Origin of the sequence: Pseudonocardia sp. NPDC049154 (assembly GCF_040648315.1) — a bacterium.
Classification (GTDB): Bacteria; Actinomycetota; Actinomycetes; order Mycobacteriales; family Pseudonocardiaceae; genus Pseudonocardia.
On sequence record NZ_JBEZDN010000003.1, the window covers coordinates 125,520 to 148,006 of the forward strand.

The 22,487-nt window shown below is 71.7% G+C and carries 21 protein-coding genes; 6 read left to right on the forward strand and 15 right to left on the reverse strand.

Annotation, left to right across the window (positions count from 1 at the left end):
* Positions 1 to 5 precede the first annotated feature (5 nt).
* The 3 genes from AB0B41_RS03315 (at position 6) to AB0B41_RS03325 (ending at position 3,695) form a co-directional block, all read left to right on the forward strand.
* Positions 6 to 1,907: a 2-oxoacid:acceptor oxidoreductase subunit alpha gene (locus AB0B41_RS03315; RefSeq protein WP_358198422.1), complete on the forward strand. Its 1,902-nt coding sequence runs from the start codon at positions 6 to 8 to the stop codon at positions 1,905 to 1,907.
* The gene (locus AB0B41_RS03320) at positions 1,904 to 2,971 is read left to right on the forward strand and encodes a 2-oxoacid:ferredoxin oxidoreductase subunit beta (RefSeq protein WP_358198424.1); all 1,068 of its coding nucleotides are present in this window, start codon (positions 1,904 to 1,906) and stop codon (positions 2,969 to 2,971) included. Before AB0B41_RS03315 ends, AB0B41_RS03320 begins: the two co-directional genes overlap by 4 nt.
* 121 nt (positions 2,972 to 3,092) lie before the next feature.
* Positions 3,093 to 3,695 carry a TetR/AcrR family transcriptional regulator gene (locus AB0B41_RS03325; RefSeq protein ID WP_358198426.1) on the forward strand — a complete coding sequence of 201 codons (603 nt, stop codon included), beginning with the start codon at positions 3,093 to 3,095 and terminating at the stop codon, positions 3,693 to 3,695.
* A 20-nt stretch (positions 3,696 to 3,715) separates the two neighbouring features.
* Here AB0B41_RS03325 and AB0B41_RS03330 read toward each other — a convergent pair whose 3' ends face one another.
* From AB0B41_RS03330 to AB0B41_RS03400, 15 genes are all read right to left on the reverse strand, one after another.
* On the reverse strand, positions 3,716 to 4,321 hold the full coding sequence (locus tag AB0B41_RS03330; protein ID WP_358198428.1) for a TetR/AcrR family transcriptional regulator: 606 nt from the start codon (positions 4,319 to 4,321) through the stop codon (positions 3,716 to 3,718).
* Positions 4,322 to 4,368: 47 nt separating this feature from the next.
* Entirely contained in the window at positions 4,369 to 4,779 is a 411-nt protein-coding gene (locus AB0B41_RS03335) for an OB-fold domain-containing protein (protein ID WP_358198430.1), read from the reverse strand.
* Between the two features lie 11 nt (positions 4,780 to 4,790).
* Positions 4,791 to 5,975 (reverse strand): thiolase family protein, encoded by a 1,185-nt coding sequence (locus AB0B41_RS03340; protein ID WP_358198432.1) that lies wholly within the window; start codon positions 5,973 to 5,975, stop codon positions 4,791 to 4,793.
* Complete coding sequence (locus AB0B41_RS03345; RefSeq protein WP_358198434.1) at positions 5,975 to 6,778, reverse strand: crotonase/enoyl-CoA hydratase family protein; 804 nt, start codon at positions 6,776 to 6,778, stop codon at positions 5,975 to 5,977. Before AB0B41_RS03345 ends, AB0B41_RS03340 begins: the two co-directional genes overlap by 1 nt.
* Positions 6,775 to 8,226 (reverse strand): aldehyde dehydrogenase, encoded by a 1,452-nt coding sequence (locus tag AB0B41_RS03350; protein WP_358198436.1) that lies wholly within the window; start codon positions 8,224 to 8,226, stop codon positions 6,775 to 6,777. Before AB0B41_RS03350 ends, AB0B41_RS03345 begins: the two co-directional genes overlap by 4 nt.
* Before the next feature lie 196 nt (positions 8,227 to 8,422).
* Positions 8,423 to 9,028 carry a hypothetical protein gene (locus tag AB0B41_RS03355; RefSeq protein WP_358198438.1) on the reverse strand — a complete coding sequence of 202 codons (606 nt, stop codon included), beginning with the start codon at positions 9,026 to 9,028 and terminating at the stop codon, positions 8,423 to 8,425.
* Positions 9,025 to 9,765, reverse strand: coding sequence for a hypothetical protein (locus AB0B41_RS03360; protein ID WP_358198441.1), 741 nt, complete (start codon positions 9,763 to 9,765; stop codon positions 9,025 to 9,027). Before AB0B41_RS03360 ends, AB0B41_RS03355 begins: the two co-directional genes overlap by 4 nt.
* Entirely contained in the window at positions 9,729 to 11,078 is a 1,350-nt protein-coding gene (locus AB0B41_RS03365; RefSeq protein ID WP_358198443.1) for an MCE family protein, read from the reverse strand. The genes AB0B41_RS03360 and AB0B41_RS03365 overlap by 37 nt, the downstream gene beginning before the upstream one ends.
* 1 nt (position 11,079) lies before the next feature.
* Entirely contained in the window at positions 11,080 to 12,405 is a 1,326-nt protein-coding gene (locus AB0B41_RS03370; RefSeq protein WP_358198445.1) for an MCE family protein, read from the reverse strand.
* On the reverse strand, positions 12,405 to 13,670 hold the full coding sequence (locus tag AB0B41_RS03375) for an MCE family protein (RefSeq protein ID WP_358198447.1): 1,266 nt from the start codon (positions 13,668 to 13,670) through the stop codon (positions 12,405 to 12,407). The genes AB0B41_RS03370 and AB0B41_RS03375 overlap by 1 nt, the downstream gene beginning before the upstream one ends.
* 1 nt (position 13,671) lies before the next feature.
* A complete protein-coding gene (locus AB0B41_RS03380; RefSeq protein WP_358198450.1) occupies positions 13,672 to 14,736 on the reverse strand; it encodes an MCE family protein in 1,065 nt (354 codons plus the stop codon).
* Entirely contained in the window at positions 14,733 to 15,932 is a 1,200-nt protein-coding gene (locus AB0B41_RS03385) for an MCE family protein (RefSeq protein WP_358198452.1), read from the reverse strand. The genes AB0B41_RS03380 and AB0B41_RS03385 overlap by 4 nt, the downstream gene beginning before the upstream one ends.
* Positions 15,929 to 17,125 carry an MCE family protein gene (locus tag AB0B41_RS03390; RefSeq protein ID WP_358198453.1) on the reverse strand — a complete coding sequence of 399 codons (1,197 nt, stop codon included), beginning with the start codon at positions 17,123 to 17,125 and terminating at the stop codon, positions 15,929 to 15,931. The genes AB0B41_RS03385 and AB0B41_RS03390 overlap by 4 nt, the downstream gene beginning before the upstream one ends.
* A 6-nt stretch (positions 17,126 to 17,131) precedes the next feature.
* Positions 17,132 to 17,977: an ABC transporter permease gene (locus AB0B41_RS03395; RefSeq protein WP_358198455.1), complete on the reverse strand. Its 846-nt coding sequence runs from the start codon at positions 17,975 to 17,977 to the stop codon at positions 17,132 to 17,134.
* A 1-nt stretch (position 17,978) separates the two neighbouring features.
* On the reverse strand, positions 17,979 to 18,755 hold the full coding sequence (locus AB0B41_RS03400) for an ABC transporter permease (RefSeq protein ID WP_358198457.1): 777 nt from the start codon (positions 18,753 to 18,755) through the stop codon (positions 17,979 to 17,981).
* A 457-nt stretch (positions 18,756 to 19,212) separates the two neighbouring features.
* Here AB0B41_RS03400 and AB0B41_RS03405 point away from each other — a divergent pair, with 457 nt between their 5' ends.
* The 3 genes from AB0B41_RS03405 to AB0B41_RS03415 all read left to right on the forward strand — a co-directional run bounded on the left by AB0B41_RS03405 (position 19,213) and on the right by AB0B41_RS03415 (position 22,481).
* The gene (locus AB0B41_RS03405) at positions 19,213 to 20,304 is read left to right on the forward strand and encodes an ATP-binding cassette domain-containing protein (protein ID WP_358198459.1); all 1,092 of its coding nucleotides are present in this window, start codon (positions 19,213 to 19,215) and stop codon (positions 20,302 to 20,304) included.
* Positions 20,305 to 20,332: 28 nt separating this feature from the next.
* Positions 20,333 to 20,782 (forward strand): universal stress protein, encoded by a 450-nt coding sequence (locus AB0B41_RS03410; protein WP_358198461.1) that lies wholly within the window; start codon positions 20,333 to 20,335, stop codon positions 20,780 to 20,782.
* A 139-nt stretch (positions 20,783 to 20,921) separates the two neighbouring features.
* A complete protein-coding gene (locus tag AB0B41_RS03415) occupies positions 20,922 to 22,481 on the forward strand; it encodes an AMP-binding protein (RefSeq protein WP_358198463.1) in 1,560 nt (519 codons plus the stop codon).
* Positions 22,482 to 22,487: the final 6 nt, after the last annotated feature.

Genomic DNA, 22,487 nt, shown 5'->3' on the forward strand with positions numbered 1-22,487 from the left:
CGAACGTGACGACGAACCAGGCGGGCCCGCAGGTCCGCACGAAGGACCGGGTGGTGATCCGGTTCGCGGGTGACTCCGGCGACGGGATGCAGCTCACGGGTGACCGGTTCACCTCGGAGACCGCGACCTTCGGCAACGACCTGTCCACGCTGCCGAACTTCCCGGCCGAGATCCGCGCCCCTGCCGGGACGCTGCCGGGGGTGTCGTCGTTCCAGCTGCACTTCGCGAACTACGACATCCTCACGCCCGGGGATCGGCCGGACGTGCTGGTGGCGATGAACCCGGCCGCGCTCAAGGCGAACATCGCCGACCTGCCGCCCGGTGGGGTGCTGATCGTCAACACCGACGAGTTCACCAAGCGCAACCTGACCAAGGTCGGCTACCAGTCCAACCCGCTCGAGGACGACAGCCTGGCCGATTTCCAGGTGCACCCGATCGCCATGGCCACCCTGACCCGGGGTGCGCTGGAGGAGACCGGGCTGTCGAAGAAGGACGCGGAGCGGGCGAAGAACATGTTCGCCCTCGGGCTGTTGTCCTGGATGTACCACCGTCCGCACGAGGGCACCGAGCGGTTCCTGCGGGAGAAGTTCGCCCGCCGCCCCGACCTGGCCGAGGCCAACATCCTCGCGTTCCGCGCCGGGCACGCCTACGGCGAGACCACCGAGGCGTTCGCGGTGACCTACGAGGTGGCCCCGGCGAAGCTGGATCCCGGGACGTACCGGCAGATCACCGGGAACACCGCGCTGGCCTACGGCCTGGTCGCGGCCGGCCGGACCACCGGGCTGCCGGTGTTCCTCGGCAGCTACCCGATCACCCCGGCCTCGGACATCCTGCACGAGCTGTCCAAGCACAAGGCCTTCGGCGTGACCACGTTCCAGGCCGAGGACGAGATCGCCGGCGTCGGCGCAGCGCTCGGGGCGAGCTTCGGCGGGGCGCTGGGTGTGACCACCACGTCCGGCCCGGGGATCTCGCTGAAATCCGAGACCATCGGGCTCGCGGTGGCGCTGGAGCTGCCGCTGCTGGTGATCGACGTGCAGCGCGGCGGCCCCTCGACGGGGCTGCCCACCAAGACCGAGCAGGCCGACCTGTTGCAGGCCATGTACGGGCGCAACGGCGAGGCCCCGCTGCCGATCATCGCGCCGCGCTCGCCCGGGGACTGCTTCCACGCCGCGGTCGAGGCCGCCGCCCTGGCCGTGCGCTACCGGACCCCGGTGATCGTGCTCTCCGACGGGGCGCTGGCCAACGGCTCCGAGCCGTGGAAGGTGCCCGACGCCGCGTCGCTGCCGAGCGTGGACCCGGGCTTCGCGACCGAGCCGAACGCCCCGGACGGGTCGAACGAGTTCTGGCCCTACCTGCGCGACCCCGAGACCCTGGCCCGGCCGTGGGCCATCCCCGGCACCCCGGGGCTCGAGCACCGGGTCGGCGGGCTGGAGAAGGCCGACGGCCGCGGCTCGATCAGCTACGACCCGGACAACCACGACCGGATGGTCCGACTCCGCCAAGCCAAGATCGACGGCATCGGCGTGCCCGACGTCGAGGTGCACGACCCGGACGACAACGCCGACCTGCTCGTGCTCGGCTGGGGCTCCACCTACGGCCCGATCGAGGCCGGCGCCCGCCGCGTCCGCGCGCTCGGGCACGCCGTGGCCACCGCGCACCTGCGCCACCTCAACCCGCTGCCCGCCAACCTCGGCGACGTGCTGTCCGGCTACCGGACCGTGCTGGTGCCGGAGATGAACCTCGGCCAGCTCGCCCTGCTGCTGCGCGGCCGCTACCTGATCGACGCGAAGTCCTACACCAAGGTCTCCGGGCTGCCGTTCAAGGCCGAGGAACTCCAGAACGTGTTCCTCGAGTACCTCGACCCCGACTTCCTGAACACCACCGCGCGTCAGGAGGCGCACGCATGAGCACGGACCTGGGCATGCCCGCCCTCGGCGGCCTCGACCTCGTCCCGCACACCGACGCCAAGCAGACCGCGAAGGACTACACCTCCGACCAGGAGGTCCGCTGGTGCCCCGGCTGCGGCGACTACGCCGTGCTGGCCGCCGTGCGCCAGTTCCTCCCCACCCTGGGGATCCGCCGCGAGAACACCGTGTTCGTGTCCGGGATCGGTTGCTCGAGCCGTTTTCCGTACTACCTGAACACCTACGGGATGCACTCCATCCACGGCCGCGCCCCGACGATTGCCACCGGCCTGGCCGTGTCCCGGCCGGACCTGTCCGTGTGGGTGGTGACCGGCGACGGCGACGCCCTGTCCATCGGCGGCAACCACCTGATCCACGCGCTGCGCCGCAACGTCAACCTCAAGATCCTGCTGTTCAACAACCGGATCTACGGACTCACCAAGGGCCAGTACTCCCCGACCAGCGAGGTCGGGAAGGTCACCAAGTCCACCCCCATGGGCTCCCTCGACCACCCGTTCAACCCGATCTCCCTCGCGTTGGGCGCCGAGGCCAGCTTCGTGGGCCGGGCGTTGGACTCCGACCGCAAGGGCCTCACCGAGGTCCTCGGTGCCGCCGCCGCGCACCGCGGCTCGGCGCTGGTGGAGATCTTCCAGGACTGCCCGATCTTCAACGACGGCTCCTTCGACGTGCTGCGCAAGCCGGAGACCAAGGACCAGCGGCTCGTCCCGGTCCGGCCCGGGGAGCCGATCCGCTTCGGACCCGCGGGCGACGACGGGCTCGGCCAGTACGCCGTGGTCCAGCGCGGGTTCCGGCTCGAGGTCGTCAAGGCCGCCGACGACCCGTCGGAGATCATGGTCCACGACGCGAGCAACCTCGAGCTCGCGTTCGCCCTGTCCCGGCTGTCGGACCAGGACCTGAACCACACCGTCACCGGGATCTTCCGCAACGTCGACCGCACCACCTACGACGACGCCGCCCGTGCCCAGCTGCAGCAGGCCAAGGACGCCAACCCGAACGCGGACCTGCAGGCCCTGCTCGACGGCCGCGACACCTGGACGATCGCCTGATATGGGGACGGTCACAAAGCTGTCCGACGAGCCCCGTCCGGTAGCGTCGACGGGCGCACGGAGGGGGAAGGCGATGGCGAAGGGCTCCGAGGGAGGGCGGAAGCGGGCGCCGCGTGCCCGGGTGACGGACCCGGCCACGGCGATCCTGCTCGCCGCGGAGTCGTGCTACCTCCGCCTCGGCATCACGAAGGCGACGATGGACGACGTCGCGCGGGAGGCCGGCGTCTCCCGCCCCACCGTCTACCGGCACTACGCGACGCGGGACGACCTGATCACCGGTGTCCTGCTCGCCCGGGCCCGGGACCTGCTGGACCGGGCCCGCCGGTTCATCGACACCCGCTCGACGATCGACGCGAAGCTCGTCGACGGGATGATCTTCCTGGTGGACAGCGGGCGACGGGACCCCATGGTCCTGCAGCTCGTCAGCCTCGAGTTCCTCGAGGTGGCCAACCGGGTCAGCGACACGCCGAAGCTGGCCACGGACCTCACCGCCGAGCTCTGGGCCCCGATCCTGCGGGAGGCCCAGGAGGCCGGCGAGGTCCGCGCGGACCTCGACGTCGAGCGCTTCTGCGCCTGGCTGACCTTCGTCGAGCTGATCCTGGTGGGCCGCATCGGGCGACTCGGCGCGGAGGACCCCTCCCACCGGCGGCTCATGGAGCGGTTCGTGGTGCCCGCGCTGCACCAGGCCGTGGAGTACGACCGCGGCGCGGTCCGGGCGAGCTGAGCGGGCTCGCGCCCGCGGGATCAGCCCGCGGGCGCGAGCGCCGGCAGCAGGAAGTCCCCGATGAGGTCGCGGGCCGTGGGCCCGTCCGGGTCGAACAGGTCCTCGCGGCTGACCATCATGAGCTCGAGGTCGGCCATCAGCGCGCAGAGCTCGTGGAGGTCGACCTCCGGGCGCATCTCCCCCGCGGCCTGGGCGGCCGACAGGATCGGCTCCCAGATCTCGTAGGTGAGGTTCTCCGCCACGTTGCTCGAGGTGAGGATCCCGCTGGCCGCGCCGAGGTTCTCCGGCCGGAGCAGGGCCCGCAGGATCGGGTCCTTGCGGCCGCCGTCGATGAGGAACGCCAGCCCGTCGACCAGCTTGTCGGCGAAGCTCGTGCGACTGTCGATGAACTCGCGCGCGTGCCCGCTGAAGGCCCGCGAGCGCCGGGACACGACCTCGACGATCAATGCGTCGCGGTCGGCGAAGTACCGGTAGACGGTGGGCCGCGAGACCCCGGCGCGCTTGGCGATGTCGTCCATCGTGGTGCGCTGCACCCCGTAGGCGAGGAAGCACTCCTCCGCCGCGGCGACCAGCCGGCGCCGTGCCTGCTCCGGGCCGCCCGCGAAGGGCCCCCGTCCTCGTCCCACGTTCATCCCCCCGCCGTTCGGACCGTCAGCGTACCGGTCGGCACGGCTCAGACCGGCTCGAACACGGGCAGGACCTCGCCCGGCTCCTCCCCGGAGCCCGACGGGACGAAACGCACCCGGACCTGCGCACCGGCACGCAGATCGGCCGGATCGTCGACCACCAACCGGACCATCAGCCACGGCCCCTCCGCCAGCTCCACGACGGCGCTGACGTACGGCACGGCCGCCGCGAGCGCCGGCAGCGGGGCCTGGTGCACCACGACCCAGCTGACCAGGGTGCCCTCCCCCGACACGACGACCGGTTCGAGATCCGCCGATCCGCTCGCCGGGTCGGTGCGGGCCTCGGGCGACAGGACGGTGCCGGACGGTCCGCGCTGCATCAGCAGCTCGCCGCGGGCGGCGGCGTCGTAGAACGCCGCGCTCGCCTCGTCCCGCTCGACCAGGGGGAACGCGCTCACCCCGTCTCCGCTCACGAGGCCTTCCTCTCGTGCGGACTCAACACCAGCGTCGAGTGATGCTCCAGGATCCCGCCGTTACCGCTGACCAGGACGACGTCGTTGCGCGGGGCCTGCCGTGCTCCCCCGTCGCCACGCGCCTGGATGATCGCTTCCGAGAGCGGCGTGAAGCCCCACATGTAGTACGACGACAGCTGCCCACCGCCGGTGTTGCACGCCAGCTTCCCGCCCGGCGCGAGGCGGCCGTCGGAGACGAAGGCCCCGCCCTCGCCCTTGGCGCAGAAGCCGTAGTCCTCCAGCGTGACCAGGACGGTGTAGGTGTAGCAGTCGTAGAGCTCGGCGACGTCCACGTCGTCGACCCCGATCCCGGCCATGCGCATGGCCGCTCCCCCGGACCTCCCCGCGGGGGTGACCAGCCCCCAGTCCGACCCGGCGTGCATGCGGCGGGGGGCATGGGCCTGGCCGTACCCCCACACGTGGACCGGCGGCGTCGCCAGCGACGCCGCGCGGTCCGCCGCCGTCACGACCACCGCGACCGCACCGTTGCTGACGAGACAGCAGTCCAGCAGGTGCAACGGGTCGGCGATCCAGCGCGACGCCTGGTGGTCGGCCACCGTCAGCGGCTCACGCATCTGGGCACGCGGGTTGTGCACCGCCCACGCCCGCTGGGCCACCGCGATCTCGGCGAGCTGCTCGGACGTGGTCCCGTACCGCTCCATGTGCCGCCGGGCGCACAGCGCGTAGAGGATGTTCGGGTTGGTGGCGCCGGAGTTCACGGACCAACCCGCCATGCCCCGCAGGTTCCTCGCAGCGCCCGGACGCTTGGCCCCGGAGCCCCACGCCGCACCCGCCGACTGCCTGGGCTTCAGCGGGGTGTCGGCGAACACGCAGGCCACGGTGGTCGCGGCACCTGCGGCGATCGCCTGGGCGGCCTGCGCCACCATGACCCCCGCCGTGGCCCCGTACGCGTTGATCTGGTTCAGCACGGAGAGCTCGTGCAGGCCGAGCACGGCGGCGAGGTTGACGTTGACGTCCTGCTTCACCCCGGCGCTGACGAGCAACCCGTCGAGGTCGCCCAGGCCCAGCCCGGCGTCCGCGACGGCGAGCCGCACCGCCTCGGCGGCGAGCGAGGTCGACGACCGCCCGTACACCTTCCCCATCTCGGTCAGGCCGAGACCGGCGATCGCCGCCCCCGTCATCAGCGCCCCTCCCAGACCGGCTCGCGCTTCTCCGCGAAGGCCGTGGGGCCCTCCCTCGCATCCCGGCTGGCGAAGACGATCTTCACCGCGTCCCGGTTGATCGCCCAGGTCTCCGGGCCCCAGTCCGAGCCCGCGGACCACGTCTCGTGCACCACACGCTTGCTCTGCTGCACCGACAACGGGGCGTTGGCCGCGACGACCTCCGCCAGCTCCAGCGCGACGTCGAGCGCGGTGCCCTGCGGCGCGACCCGGTTGACCAGACCCAGCTCGTAGGCGCGTGCGGCGGACATCGGCTCGCCGGTCAGGATCGTCTCGATCGCGATCTTCAGGGGGATCTGCCGCTGCAGCCGGATGACACCACCGGCCGCGGCGAACAGCCCGCGCTTGACCTCCGGCAGCCCGAGCGAGGCCGTCTCGTCGATCACGGCGAGGTCGCAGGACAGCATGATCTCCGTGCCGCCACCCATCGCGTAGCCGTTCACGGCCGCGATCGTGGGCTTGCCGATCCAGTGCTGCACGATGCCGCCGAAGCCCCACTCCGGGTGCTCGCGGTCGTCGATCCGGTTGCCCTTGGCGAGTTCTTTGAGGTCCGCGCCCGCGCAGAACCCGCGACCGGCGCCGGTGATCACCACGACCCGCACCTCGGGGTCCTGCTGCGCCTGCTCCAGGGCGGCACCGGCGGCGATGGACAACGCGGCGTCCACCGCGTTCATGGCCTTCGGCCGGTTCAGGGTGACGACGCCGACATGTCCCCGGCGCGCGAAGAGCGCGGCGGGCTCGGTCGTCGTGTCCGTGCTGGTCATCGGGCCTCCGGAGGCAGGTAGACGGACTGCAGCGCGACGTACGGGGTGAGGCCCTCGGGTCCGAGCTCCCGCCCGAGCCCGCTGGCCTTGACCCCGCCGAACGGGCCGAGCACGTCCAGGGCGTAGTGGTTGACACCGACCGTGCCGGTCTCGATCCGCGCGGCCAGGGCCTCGCCGCGCTCCTGGTCGGCGGTCCAGACGGTGCCGCCGAGGCCGTACTCGGAGTCGTTGGCCAGGGCGACGGCCTCGTCCTCGTCCGTGTACGGCGTCACGACGAGGACGGGCCCGAAGATCTCCTCGCGCGCGAGCGGGCTGGTGTTCTCGACGTCGGCGAACACCGTGGGCTCCACGAACCAGCCCTCGGGCAGGGCGGCGGGGATGGATCCGCCGGCCGTCAGGCGCGCTCCGCTCCGACGGCCGGCGTCGACATGGGCGAGCACCCGCTCGCGCTGGGCCGCGCTGACCAGCGGCCCGATCTGGGTGGACCTGTCCAGGGGGTCGCCGACCCGCAGTGCCTTCACGGTGTCCGTCACCGCGTCCACGATCTCGGTGTAGCGGGAGCGCGGCGCCAGGATCCGGGTGCTCGCGTGGCAGGTCTGGCCGTTGTTGGCCAGCGACACCTCGGGCAGGGCGGCGAGGAAGACATCGAGGTCGGCGTCCTCGGCGACGATCGCCGCCGACTTCCCGCCGAGCTCGAGGGTGACCGGGCGCAGCAGCCGCCCGCACACCTCCCCGATCGCGCGCCCGGCCGCCGTGGAGCCGGTGAACGCCACCTTGCCCACACCCGGGTGCTCCACCAGGTACGCCCCGGCCTCGCGGCCGCCGGGGACCACGTTCAGCACGCCGGGCGGCAGACCCGCATCCAGCGCCGCGTCCGCGAAGGCGTAGGCGTCGAGGGCCGTCTCCGGCGACGGCTTGAGGACGACCGTGCAGCCCGCGGCCAGCGCCGGCGCGATCTTCATCGCGGCGAGGGCCTGCGGGTAGTTCCAGGGGGTGATCGCGGCGACGACCCCGACGGGCCCGCGACGGACGCGGGTGCGGGCCAGAGGCCCGTGGCGCACGTCCTCGGCGTCCAGGCCCGCCGCCAGCCCGGCGTAGTAGTCGAACATGATCGCCGGGGCGAACCCGTTGGCGCCCACCGACAGCGCCCGCGGCATGCCGTTCTCGCGGCTGACCAGCTGGGCCGTGTCCCGGCCCCGGGCCTTGAGTGCCGCACCGAACCCGCGGATCACCTCGGCCCGCTCGGCGCCGGTCGTGCGGCCCCAGGGACCCCGCAGGGCGTCCCGCGCCGCCGCGACGGCGGCATCGACGTCGGACGGCCCGGCCAGCGCCGCCCGTCCGAGGGGCTTCCCCGTGGCGGCCTCGAGGACCTCGGTGCTCTCGTCGGCCACGGGAGTGCGCCAGTCACCGCCGACGAAGAGGGCGGGCCGGTCGAGGGTCGCTTCCACTGGTCGTTCTCCGTTCCACGCGCCGTGTCCGTGCGGCCCGGCTCCCGGACCGTACGGCCGCGCGTTCGAGACACGCAACGTTTTCTGTCTCACTATCACGAGCTCCGACGACGCGAGGCCGGGCGGCCGGGTGCGGGGCCGCCCGGCCTCGCGGACCGGGGAGACGGGCCGGGGACCTCCCGTCCCCGGGCTCGGGCTAGACCGGGGTCAGCTCCGAGACGAGCCAGTTCCCGTCGACCTCCTGCATGGTCACGCGCAGGCGGCTGCCCGAGAGGGTCGGGTCCGGCTTGGCCGACGACTGTGTGGTCTGGTTCAGGAACACCAGCAGCGTGACCCGGTCGGTGCCGTCCGTGCCGACGACCGAGGTCGACACGATGCTCGAGCGGGTCGTCAGCTGCTGCTGCGCGGCGGCCGGGGCCACGACGTCCTTCAGCAGGGACGCGTAGTCGTCCTTGAACTGCCCGGTGAGCATGGCCGTGCGGGCGTCCTGGTCGGTCGCGATGGACCGGTAGTCGTAGGACAGCAGGTCGGTGACCTTCTGCTCCGCCGCCGCCGTCGCCGCCGTGCGCGCGTTCTCCACCTGCAGCTGCCGGATGGCGAAGAAGGCGAACAGCCCGGCGACGATCGCGAGCACCACCGCCGCCACACCGAGCACGGTGAAGGCCCGCCGGGGCCGTCGTCGTGCGCCCGTCCAGGCCGCGCCCGGCAGGTGCACGGCGTACCGCGCCCCGCCGCCGACCGCCCGGGCTCCGGTCCCGATGCCTCCGCCCGCGGCGGCCAGCGCTCCACCCAGCCGGCTCACGGCACGAACTCCACCCGCGAGACGAGCCAGCGGCCGTCGTGCTTCTCCATCTGCTCCACCAATCGGTAGAAGCGCTGCTCGCCGTTCGGCACGGTCTTGTTCTTGACCGTGGTCCTCACGGCGACGACTGCGCTCGCGGTGTTGCCGTCGTACTTCTCGACGCCCGCCTCGGCCACCTCGCCCGTCGTCACGACCTCGCCGTCCTTGACCACGCCGACATAGGAGTCGATGTTCTGGGTGAACAGGCCGCCAAAGTCGCCGGTGGAGCCGTCGAGCACCCGTCGGACGTCCTCCTCGGCGTGGTGGAAGTCGATCGTCGTGAGGTTCACGGCGGTCTGGCGGGCGGCGGACAGGGCGTTCTCGCGGTCGGCCTGCTCGGCGGCGCCGTTCGCCCAGAACACACCGGCGGTGATCGCCGCGGCGAGGAGCAACACGGTCACCACCAGCAGGGCGACCAGGCCGGCCAGCCCACGGCCCCGGAGCAGCGGCTCCGGACCCGCCGGCTCGACCTCCGCCGACTCCTCCACCGGCTCTGTCTCGTCGGCGGCCGGCAGCACGGTGGTCGCCTGCTCGTCCTCCTCGCGGTCCTCCCGTGCCGGCGGACCGGCGTCGGTCGGCGTCCCGACGGCCAGGTCGACGTCGTCGTCGACGACGCCGTCCTCCCACGTCGGGACGGGTGGTGGGCTCGCGCCGCGGCGGGTCATGCGCCCGCCCCGGTGAGCAGAAGTGAGTGCCATGTCAGCTCCTCGGGCGTCGGTGCCGGAGTGCCGTTCGCGCCGATGGCGGCGAGTGGCTCGGCGAAGGCGGGCTGTCCGTTCAGGGCCGTCTGCGGCTCGACGGTGAGCCGCCCGGCGGCCTCGGGGCTGTACCCGCTGCCTCGGCACTGGAAGATGGTCGCCGCGCGCCGGCCGGGGGGTGACCCGGGTTCGAAGCACGGCAGGTTCCGCGCGCTGCGCGCCAGCGTGGGGTCGGACTGGGGCAGCTTGCAGTAGCTGTTCTGCGGCAGCGGCAGGTCCCCCAGTGCGGAGGAGTTCCGCGCGCCGCCGGGCTGGTCCGGCGGGGTCCAGCCCTCGACGCAGCTCGGCGGGTTCACGTTCGTCTCGAGGTTGAACCGCAGGGCGCCGGGCTGGTCCTTCGGCACGATCATCTGGTTGACGACCGCCCACATCGGATAGACGACCAGGACCTGCTCGATCGGAGCGTGGTAGGCCTCGGCGAGCCGGGTCAGCACGCCGGTCGTCGAGAGCAGGGTAGGTGTCGTCCGGCTCAGGTCCTTGAGCAGGTCGGTCGCCTTGGCGGCCGCGGTCGAGCCCTCGGTGAGCACGTTCCGCAGCGCGGGGTCGTTGTCGCGCAGGGCCTGGGAGAACCCGGCGAGATCGCGGCTCCAGCCGCGGATCGCGTCGCTGGAGACCAACTGCGGGTCGGCGAAGGGCTGGAAGTCCTGCAGCAACTTCTGCGTGGGCTCGTAGTTGCCCTGTGCCGTCCGCACGAGCGTCTGCGTGTTGTCGATCAGCCGGCCGAGGTCGGGACCGATGCCGTCGAAGGCCGCGGCGAACTCGTCGAGCGTAGACCGGAACTGTTCCGGCGGGACCGAGGCGAGCAGCCCGTCCGCGGACTGCAGCACGTCGGCGGTCGCCGGCGGGATCGAGGTGCGGGACAGCGGGATCACGTCGCCGTCCGCGAGCTCCGGCCCGCCGTTCCCGGGCGGCGGGAGGAGGTCCAGGTACTGCTCGCCGATCGCCGAGACGCTGTGCACCTCGGCGCGGCTGTCGGCCGCGGGCAGGCGGGACGCGTCGATCGACATCGTGGCGACGACGTGGCCGTCGGCGAGATCGACCGCCGTGACCTTCCCGACCGTCACGCCCCGGTACGTGACGTTGGCGTTCGGGTACAACCCGCCCGCCGCCGGGAGCTCGGCGGTCGCGGTGATGCGGCCGAACCCGATCAGGCTGGGCACCCGCACGTACACGAACACGATCAGCAGCGCGGCGACCAGCGTGAGCACCGTGAAGATCAGCAGCTGGACCTTGACGAAGCGCGAGATCAGCATGTCAGTTGCCTCCCGTCAGGCCGCCGACGAGACCACCGATCGGCCCCGGTCCGGGGTCGCCCGGGGGTCGCTCGTCCGGCGGGATCGGCTCCCCGGAGGGCGGCGACGGCGGGTCGGTCGGCCGGGACGCGGGCTGCGACCCGGCGACCCCTCCGCCGCCGGGCAGCAGGTCGCCGGCGACGTCCGGGACCGGCACCGCGGGCGGCTGCCCGTCCGGGCCGGGCTGGACCGGCGCCAGCAGCGGGTTCGCGTTCTGCAGGGCGGCGCCGCCGGTCCCGGCGAGCACCTTCTCGAAGTTCCCGAGGCTCCCGGCGAAGGGCGTCCCGGTGAGGAAGTTGCGGTCCAGCGTGGACAACGTGAGGTCCAGGGTGAGCCAGAAGTTCACGTAGTCGCCGCGGAAGGTCTCGGAGAAGCCCTTGAGCGGGAACACGATCGTCCCGAGCAGACCCAGGGAGTCGGTCAGCGAGCGTCCCGAGTCGGCGAGGCCGCGCAGGGCGGGCTCGAGGTTGGCCACGTTGGCGGCCAGGTCGTCCGACGTCCGCCGGATGACGTCGTCGGCCGCCACCCCGAAGTCGCCCAGCGCGGACAGCGTCCCGGTGAGCTTGTCCCGCTCCGTGTTCAGGACCTCGAGGGCCGGCGGGATGGAGTCGAGCGCGCCTGCGATCTTCGAGTTCTGCTCGGCGAGCCGACCGGAGAGCCGATCGAGCCCGTCGATGGCGCGGACGATGTCCTGCTTCTGGTCGTCCAGCCCGCCGGCGAAGGTGTTCAGCTGGTCGAGCAGGCTGCGGTACTGGTCGGTGCGCCCGTCGAGCGCCTTGTCCAGCTCGGTGGTGATCGTCTTCAGTTGCTGCAGCCCACCGCCGTTGAGCAGGGCCGCCACCGAGGCCAGGATCTGCTCGGTCTCCGGGTACTTGCCGCTCTGTGCGAGCGGGATCCGGGTGTCCGCGGCGACGAGCTGCGGCGCCGGGTCCGCGGGCTGGTCCAGCTCGACGAACTTCGCGCCGAGCAGACTGACCTGGCCGACCTTCGCGGTGACGTTGGCCGGCAGCGTCACGTCCGGGTTCAGCGTGACGGTCACGAGCGCCTTCCAGCCGTCGAGCTCGATCTTCTCGATGTTGCCCACGGTCACGTCCCCGAGCCGGACGGGGTTGTTCGGCACCAGGTCGGCGACGTCCCGCATCTCGATCTGGACGCGGTAGGAGCCCTCCTCGGTGCCCTCCGCGCCGGGGAGGGTGAAGTCGTTGAGCCCCTTGTAGTCGCAGCCGGAGAGCAGCAGCGTCGAGGCGAGCAGCGCCGCGGCCACGGCGGTCCTGCGGAAGGTGCGCATCAGTTGCCCCCGTTCGGGACGAGCAGGCCACCCAGGCCGGGGACGTCGACCGGCGGCGGCAGCTGGGCCGGGCCCTCCGCGGTCGGCGGGGCCGGGTCGATCGGACCGGGGTCGGGCTGGTTGGCGCCGCCGCCCGGGACGAGGAGCGGGTTGACACCCACCGGCGGCTGCTGCACGCGCAGCACGTTGAGCAGCGGGCCGAGGTAGCTCTTGCAGGACTTCACGCCCTCGTCGACGCTCTGGTAGGCGACCGAGTATGCGGAGCAGACGAAGTCCGCGGGCGTGTTCAGGTTGTCCACGACCAGCGCGCCGGAGAGCGACCCGCTGCGCGGCGAGTAGATGTTGAACAGGTTCATCAGGGTGCTCGGTCCGACGTGGAGGATCGTCGCGAGGTCGTCGCGGGAGTTGGCCAGCGTGCGGGTGAAGTGCCCGAGCTTGTCGACCGCGGTGTTCAGCGGGGCGCCGTTGGTGTCCACGAACTCGTCGACCGCCTCGGCGGCCGCGTCGATGCCCTGCAGGGCCTGCGTCAGCTCGTCCGTGTTGTCGTTCAGGAACGACGACACCGTGGACAGTCGCCCGTTGAACTCCACGATCTGGTCGTCGAGCGCCGAGAGCGCGGTGACGAAGGCCTGGAGGTTGCGGACGGTGCCGAAGAGGTCCTCGCGGCCGTCGGTCAGCGTCTGCACGGCGGCCGAGGCCTGGCGCACCATCTCGTTGAACTTCGCGCCCTGCCCGCCGGCCGCGTTCGCCGCGACGGTGTCGGCGAAGCGCTTCAGCGCGCCGTCCTTGTCGACCCCGTCCGGCCCCAGGGCCGACGAGATGTTCCCGAGCTCCTTCTTCAGGTCGTCGAACTCCAGTGGCGAGGCCGTCCGGTCCTCGGGGATGACGCCGCCGTCGGACAGGACCGGGCCGCCGGTGTAGGCGGGGGCGAGCTGGAGGAAGCGGGTCGCGACGAGCGTGGGCGAGATGATCGCGCCCTTCACGTCGGCCGGCAGGTCGTACTTCGAGTCGTACGAGAAGCTGACCTTGACCGTGTCGCCCTGCGGCTCGATGGCGGTGATCTCGCCGACGTCGACGCCCTGGATGCGGACGCGGTCCTTCGGGTAGACGTTCTTCACCGAGGCGAAGTACGCGACCCCGCTCTTGGTGCCGCCGTTCAGCAGCAGGACGGTCACCGCGCCGATCACCAGGGCCACGACCACGAGGGCGAGGACCTTCGTGACCGTGCCGGTGGCCTTGGACAGCGCTGCGGTTCGGGAGCCCATCTCAGTTGCCTCCCAGTCCGATGAGGTTCGACGGCGCCGGCAGCTCCGGCACCGACCCGGCGACCGGGTTGGTCGGCACCGTGAGGCTGGGGATGTAGTCGCTGACCGGGAACAGCGTCGGGGCCAGGCCGGAGAGGTCGCCGTGTCCGGTGAAGTACGGGCCGGTCGACAGGCCCTCGCCGAGGCCGGTGATGAAGCTCGACACGCGCTGGACCGAGGAGACGATGTTGCCCTCGTTGCGCTTGAGCACCTCCATCGCGGAGTTGAGCTGGTCCAGGGCCGGCGCGAGCCGGTTCCGCTGCTCCTCGGTCAGGCCCACGATCTGGTCGGCGACCGCCTTGGTGTTCACGAGCAGGCTGTGGATCGCCTCCCGGCGCTGCTCCAGCTCCTGCAGCAGGGTGTTGCCGTCGACCAGCAGGGTCGACAGCTGCCCCGTGTTGGTCTTGAGCACCTCGGTGACCTTCTCCGCGTGGTCGAACAGCTCCCGCAGCGCCCGGTCCCGCGAGGCGATGGTCTGCGAGATCCGCGTGATGCCCGCGAAGGCCGGCGCGATCTCGTCCGGGGTGTCGGCGAAGGCGTCGGAGAAGGTGTCCATGGCCTGCCCGAGCTGGTCCATGTCGACCTCGCCGGTGCGCCTGGTGAGGTCCTCGATGCCCTGGGTGACGCTGTAGGGCGAGGTGGTGCGCTCCAGCGGGATCGTGTCCCCGGAGCCCATCTCCCCGTCGCCGGCCGGCTCCAGGCCCAGGTTCCGCTCGCCGAGCAGGGTCTGGGTCTTGATCGCCGCCCGGGTGGCGTCGCCGAGCGTCACCCCCTTGGCCGTGAAGGTGACGACGACGTCGGCGCCCTCGAGGTCGACCGACTTCACCTTGCCGACCTCGGTCCCGGCGACCTTGACGCGGTCGCCCGCCTTGAGGCCGCCGCCCTCGGCGAACCGGGCCTCGTAGGTCGTACCCGCGAAGACCGGCAGCGCGGCCAGCTGGAACGAGCCGAACAGCAGGACCAGCAGCCCGGCCAGGCCGGCGATCGCGATCACGACCGGGTTCTTCTCCCGGAACCGGAGCTTCATCGCTCTCCCTCCTGGGCCTGCGGCTGCGGGGCCGGGGCGTCGACCGGGTTCGGGTTCTCCCCCGGCCCGGTGCCCGGCGGGTTCTCCCGGCGCTCCTCGACGACCGGGTCGAACGCCTCGCGCTGCTCCGGGGTCTCGAGCGGCTCGATGTTCGGCTTGCACCGGTCGACGTTGTCCGACGGGCCGACCCACGGCGTGTACATCGGCTGCCCGTCCGGCCCGGTGAGCTTGAGCCGCAGGGAGCAGATGAACAGGTTGTAGGTGGCGCCGCGGGAGCCGAGGCGGCTGACCCGCAGGTAGGCACCGGGCAGCAGCGACAGGTTGGTGTCGACGGCTTCCTGGCCCTCGTTCACCAGCGTGGCGACGCGACCGACCTGGTCGACGGTCCCCTTCAGCGGGCCGCGGAGCTTGCCCAGCAGCTTGTCGGTGCCGCTGACCAGCCGGTCGATGTCGTCGAACGACCGGCCGATCCGGCCCCGGTCGTCGTTGAGCCCGCTGATCAGCTCCTGGAGCTGGTCGATGGTCCGGTCGATCTGGGGGGCGTGCTGGTCGAGCGTGCCCAGCACCGTGTTGAGGTTGGTGACGACCTGGCCGATCACCTGGTCGCGGTCGGCGAGCGTGTTGGTCAGGGAGGCCGCCCGCGCGAGCAGGGACTCGATCGTGCCGCCCTCGCCCTGGAACACCGAGATGACGTCCTGCGTCAGCGAGTTGATCTTCTCCGGTGCGAGACCTTCGAACAGCGGGTTGAAGCCCGCGAGCAGCACGTCCAGGTCGAGCGCCGGCGTGGTCTGCGCGACCGGGAGCGTGGCGCCCTCCTCCAGCGGGGCGGTGCTGCCCGGGCCCTCGCTCAGCGCCAGGTACCGGTCGCCGGTGAGGTTGAGGTACCGGGCGGAGGCCAGGACCCCCTGCGGCAGGGTCCGGTCGGCCTCGACGTCGAAGGTCACCTTGCCCTGGGTGTTGTCGTACACCTCGACGTCGGCGACCTTGCCGACCTTCACGCCGGCGATCCGCACCGAGTCGCCGGCCCTGAGACCGGACGTGTCCCGGAAGACCGCCGAGTACTCCTTGGTGGCGGAGAACCAGCCGCCGCCGGACAGCTCGAAGCCGATCAGGCCGAGCACCATCAGCGTGACGACCACGAAGACGATGCTCTTCGTGAGCGGCGCGGCGATGGCCTGCGCGTTGCTGCTGCTCATCGCGCACCTCCCTGCTGCGCCGCGCCCTGGGCGGCGAGCGGGCCGAACAGCTGCGCCACGAGCGGCGGGTCGCCGATCCGCAGGGTGTTGTCACCCGGGTCCGGGTTGGGCTCACCGCCCTCGTCGACGTTGCGCAGCAGCTGCGGCGGCGTGCTCAGGCCGTCGACGGAGGGCAGGCCGTTGCAGTTCGGTCCGCCCGTCGCCGCGACGATCGGGGGGCTGTCGTAGGCGCGGTCACCCGGTTCGAAGGTCGTGTTGCCGACCAGGCCGGGGACGGTGTCGCCCTGGGTCTTCTCGAGCCGCTTGCGGCCCTCGTCCATGCCCTGGAGGAAGCAGGCGAACTCCGGGGAGTACTCGCGCAGCAGGTCGGTGGTCGGCAGCGCGGTGTGCACGACCTCCTCCAGGTTGTCGCCGTTCTGCCGGAAGAAGTCGGCGCCGACCCCGGAGAGCCGGGTGACCTGGTAGAAGAAGCTGTCCAGCTGGGCCTGCTGGTCCACGATGGTCCGGCTGGTGAAGGCTGCGTTGTCGAGCAGGTTCGTCAGGTCCGGGGTGATGTCCGCGTAGAGGTTCGTCAGGTCCGCCCCGCTGGCGAGCGTGCGCTGCAGGTCCGGGAGGTTCTCGTTGAACCGGCGCAGGTAGGCCTCGAGCTCGCCGGCGGTCTCGCCGATCTGCGCGCCGCGGCCCTGCAGGGCCTGGGCCATGTTGCCGAGGAAGGCGCTGACCTTGTCCGGCTGCAGCGTGGTCAGCACCGAGTCGAGGTGGTCGAACAGGGTGTTGACCTCGACGGTGACGCGGTCGGTCATGAGCGTGTCGTTCGCCGCGAGCCGGACGGTCGAGGGCTGCGCGGGCACGGTGATGCCCACGGTCTTGGCGCCGAAGGCCGTGAGCTGGTTCAGCTGGACCCCGGCGTTGGCCGGGATCGCGCCGAGCTTGTCGGGGTCCATCTTCAGCGTGATCTCGACCGTCCTCCCGCCGTCGTCGAGGGCGACGTCGCCGACCTCGCCGACGTCGACGCCGAGCAGCTGCACCCGGTTGCCGGGGTACATCTGCAGGCCGGTCCGGTCGGCCCGCACGTAGACGGGCACGGTCGAGGTGAAGGCCTTGTTGTAGACGGCGACGCACAGCGCGGCGAACCCGCCGATGACGCCCAGCAGGATCAGGGCGTAGACCTTGAGCTTGATCGACTGTGACACGGCCGCCTACCCCGAGATCCGGAAGGCGTCGGAGTCGGCGTAGAGCGCCATGGAGATCGCCAGCTCGACGGCGAGCACCGCGATCAGGCTCGTGCGGACGGCCTTGCCGACCGCGCGGCCCACGCCGGCGGGGCCGCCGGAGGCGGTGTAGCCGTAGTAGGTGTGGATCAGGATCACCACCACGGCGATCCCGACGGCCTGGGCGAAGGAGTACAGGACGTCCTGCCACTGCATGAACGTGTCCATGTAGTGGTCGTACGTGCCCTCGGACAGCCCGAAGAAGTTGACCTGGGTCAGCTTCCAGCCGATCCAGGCCCCGCACATCGCCATCGCGAAGATCGGGATGATGGTGATCATGCCCGCCACCAGGCGCGTCGTGACGAGATAGGGCAGCGACCGGACGCCGATGACCTCCAGCGCGTCGATCTCCTCCGACACCCGCATCGCGCCGAGCTGGGCGGTGAAGCCGGAACCGACCGTGGCCGCCAGGGCGGCGCCGGCGACGATCGGGGTGAGCAGCCGCGGGTTGATGATCGCCGAGGCGAACCCGCCCAGCGCTTCGAGCTGCAGGTTCTGCAGGGCATCGAAGGTCTGCACCCCGCCCGTCACCCCGGCGAACAGCGTGATGAACAGCGTGATCACCGACGAGCCGCCGATCACCGCGAGCGCGCCGGAGGACATGCCGACCTCGGCGATCAGCCGGACCTGCTCGGTCTTGTAGGACTTGACCGCCTTCGGGGTCCAGGCGATCGACTTGCCGTAGAACTCGGCCTGCCGGCCGAGGTCGTCGAGCAGGTTCAGCGGCGCCCTCAGCGCCCGCCTCGCCCCCTCGGCCACCGTCCGTGCACTCATCTCAGTGGCCTCCGACGATGCCGAGCGAGTAGGGGATCTGGGTGAGCAGGATGTTGATCGGGAACAGCGCCAGGAACGTGTAGACCACCGTCTCGTTCACCGCGTTGCCCACGCCGCGCGGCCCGGCCGCACACGTCATGCCGCGGTAGCAGCCGATCAGGGCGCCCACCACGCCGAACACCACGGCGCGGATCTCGCCGTGGACCAGGTCCGGGAAGCCGACCAGCAGCTTCATCGAGTCGACGTACTGGCCCGGCGAGGCGCCCTGCAGGAACACGCCGAACACGAACCCGCCGGACAGCCCGATCAGGATCATCACGCCGTTGAGCAGGAAGGCGTTCACCGCCGTGGCCAGCACCCGCGGGACGACGAGGCGCTGGACGGTGTCGATGCCCAGCACCTCCATGGCGTCGAGCTCCTCGCGGATCTTCCGGGCGCCGATGTCGGCGCAGATGGCCGTCGACGAGGCGCCGGCGATGATGAACGTCGTCGCGACGGGGCCGATCTGGGTGACCGTGGCGAAGCCCGAGCCCGAGCCCGACAGGTCGATGGCGCCGATCTCGACCAGGATCAGGTTGAACTGGAACGTCACCAGCGCGACGAAGGGGATGCCCAGCAGGATCGCCGGGCCGAGCGACACGGACGCGACGAACCAGGTCTGCTGGACGAACTCGCGCCACTGGAAGGGCGGCTTGAACATCGCCACGAAGGTGTCGAGCGTGAACGCGAAGAAGCCGCCGATGGGCTTGACGACGCGCGTCAGAGTGGGAGCCGCCATCACGCCCCCGTCCGGGGGGACGGGGAGAGGCGCGGCCGGCTTGCGGTGGGGAGCTGCTGCATCTGGGCCTCTGCACTGAGACTGCGGGGACTGCGCGGGGACGGGCCTTGCGCGACGGGCGCGGTCGGGGATCCGGCGTCCGTCGAGGGGCTCAACGACGGGTAGCGCGACAAGTTACGTCGTTCGTAACGCAAGATCGGAGCAGCGGTGCGGAGACCCGGCCCGTGAACAGCAGATTCCTGACGAACTCTCACACGTCCAGGTGAAACGATCCCGCACGACGATGCTTCATCTGACAGATTGCGTTGTACGTATCAAATCTACCCGGAACCGCAGGTCAGAGCGTCAAACCGCGGCTCGAGGCGACGTCGGTGACGCGCACCACAGCGTACCGCATCTCCCTAGGGCCATTAGGTAGGGCGCCGGACCCGCGCGACGAGCCCACGGAGGTGCTCCCATGCCCGGTGTCGAGGTGACCGTCGAGGGACTGTCCAAGTCCTTCGGCCGCGCCAACATCTGGTCCGACGTCACCCTCACCCTGCCCCCGGGCGAGGTGTCGGTCCTGCTCGGTCCCTCGGGCACCGGCAAGTCGGTGTTCCTGAAGTCCCTGATCGGGCTGCTCAAGCCGGAGAAGGGCTCCATCGTCATCCACGACACCGACCTGGTGCGCTGCAACGAGTCCAAGCTGTACGAACTGCGCAAGCTCTTCGGCGTGCTGTTCCAGGACGGCGCGTTGTTCGGCTCCATGAACCTCTACGACAACATCGCCTTCCCGCTGCGCGAGCACACCAGGAGGAGCGAGTCGCAGATCCGCGACATCGTCATGGAGAAGATGGACATGGTCGGCCTCAAGGGCGACGAGATGAAGCTGCCCGGCGAGATCTCCGGCGGCATGCGCAAACGCGCCGGGCTGGCCCGCGCCCTCGTGCTCGATCCCGAGATCATCTTGTTCGACGAGCCCGACTCCGGCCTCGACCCCGTCCGCACGGCCTACCTGAACCAGCTGATCATCGACCTGAACGCCCAGACCGACTCCACGTTCCTCATCGTCACCCACGACATCAACACCGCCCAGACCGTGCCGGACAACATCGGCATGCTCTACCGCAAGCACCTCGCCATGTTCGGCCCCCGCGAGGTCCTGCTCACCAGCGACGACCCCGTCGTCGCCCAGTTCCTCAACGGCCGCCGCCAGGGCCCGATCGGCATGTCCGAGGAGAAGGACACCGCCCAGGCCGCCCGGGAGATGGCCGAGGTCGGCGAGCTCGACGGCCTCCCCCCGATCAAGCCCCAGCTCACCGCGACCGCCGGGCTGCCCGAACGCAAGGCCGTTGCCCGCCGGCAGAAGCGCGTGCTCGACATGCTCCACACCCTCCCCCCCGCGGCACAGGAGGCCATCCGCCGGTCCTTCGCCCAGTCCGCCGCCCCGCAGGCGCGCGCCCAGGTCAACGGGGCCGCCCCCTACGGCCGCCCGGAGGACCCGACCCGCGCGATCCCGCGCGTCGGCCCAGGCGACGACCCGACCACCGAGCTGCCGCGGGTCCGCTGAGACCGGCCCGACCCACCAGGAGGCACCGATGCCCGCCTACTCCACCGTCGTCGTCGGTACCGACGGCTCCGACACCTCCTACGCCGCGGTCACCCGGGCCGCGGCCGTCGCGCACGCGCACGGCGCCGGCCTCGTGATCGTCTCGGCGTACCACCCCACCGAGAAGGACACCGGCCCCGCCGACGACGCCCTCAAGGAGGAGTCCCACCTCGTCCACGGCTGGACGCCGGCCGAGGAGACCCTCCGCACCGCCCGCGACCACGCCGCCCGCGAGCTCGCGGCCGACCGCGTCCGCACGTCGGCCGCCGACGGCGACCCCGTCGAGGTCCTGACCCGCGCCGTCCGCGACAACGCCGCCGACCTGCTCGTCGTCGGCAACCGCGGGCTCGGCTCCCTGGTCGGGCGCCTGCTCGGCTCCGTTCCCGGGGAGGCCGCACGCTCCGCCGGGGTGGACGTGCTGATCGTCCACACCACCTGATCGTTCACGAGACGATTGACGCGTACTGTCTCATGTGTCAGGGTCGGTGCGGCCACCCGCTCGGGTGAGACCGCCCGGCCCGTGCCACTCCCGAACGGCACGTCCGGACCACCGTCGACGCCGACAGGAGTGGTGCGCCGTGAACCTCGCCGAGCTGGTGCGTTTCTGGGGTCACTGGCGCCCCGAGCACGAGGCCCTGATCTGCGGCGACGTGCGGCAGAACTGGGCGGAGCTCGACGCCGTCACGGACGCCGTCGCCGCGGGCCTCGCCGCGCGCGGGGTTCGCCCGGGGGACCGCGTGGGCGCGCTGCTGGGCAACCGCCCCGAGCTGGTGCACGTCATCCTCGGGACGCTCAAGCTCGGCGCGGTCAGCGTGCCGCTCAACGTGCGGCTCACGGCCGGCGAGCTCGCCCCGCTCGTGCTCGACGCCGACTGCCGGGTCGTGGTCACCGAGGAGGCGCTGGCCCCGGCCCTGGAGGTCGCGGCCGCCGCACAGCCCCTCGACGTCGTGTGCCTCGGCGGCACCGACCTGCCCGGGTACGCCGAGCTGCTGTCGGTCGGGACCACGCCGCCGGCCGTCGAGATCGCCGACGACGACGCCGCGTTCCTCTGCTACACCTCCGGCACCACGGGCGTGCAGAAGGGCGCGGTGCTGACCCACCGCAGCGTCCTCGCGCCCGCCGAGGCCAAGGTGGTCTCCGAGGGGCTGAGCTGGCGGGACCGGATCCTGGTCGCCGTCCCGCTGGTCTACACCGGGGCCGTCATCTCCTGCTTCATGCAGTTCACGGTGTACGCGGGCGGCACGATGGTGCTGGAGCGGGACTTCGACCCGGACCGCTACCTCGACATGATCGAGCGGCACCGGATCTCGGCCCTCACCACCGTGCCGGTGCTGTGGGAGCGGATGGCGCAGTCGCCCGACTTCGCCCGGCGCGATCTCTCCTCACTGGTCTCGGCCGCGGTGGGCGGGGCGCCGGTGCGGTTGGACCTGCTGGAGACCTACCGCGAGCGGGGCGTCTCGCTCGTGCAGGTCTACGGCATGACCGAGGCCTCGGGGTTGATCAGCGCGTTGCGGGCGGAGGACGCCGCGGCGTACCCGGGATACGCGGGCAAGGCGATCATGGGGACGGCGATCCGCATCGCCGCGGCCGATCCCGCCGACCACTCCGCCACCGCCGCTCCCGGCGAGGTCGGCGAGATCCTGGTGCGCGGGGCGCACGTGATGCGCGAGTACTGGCGCAATCCCGAGGCCACCGCGGCGACGATGCTCCCGGGTGGCTGGCTGAGGTCCGGCGACCTCGGCGTCATGGACGAGCGCGGCTACCTCAAGGTGGTCGACCGCACCAAGGACATGCTGATCTCGGGTGGCATCAACGTGTACCCCGCGGAGATCGAGCGGGCTCTGGCCGGGGTCGAGGGCGTCACCGAGCTGGCCGTGATCGGGGTGCCGGACGAGCGGTGGGGCGAGGTCCCGATGCTCGTCGTGCACTGCGCGGGCGACCCGGCCCCCGTGCTCGACCGCCTCACCGAGAAGGCCCGGGGTGATCTCGCCGGGTTCAAGCGGCCGCGCTTCGCGGTCGCCGCCGGGCCGCTCCCCCGCACCTTCTCCGGGAAGATCGCCAAGCCGGAGCTGCGCAAGGCCTACCCCGCCGTCCCCGCCGACGCCGTCGCCCTGCGCGTGTCCTCGGCGGAGGCGTAGGCGTGA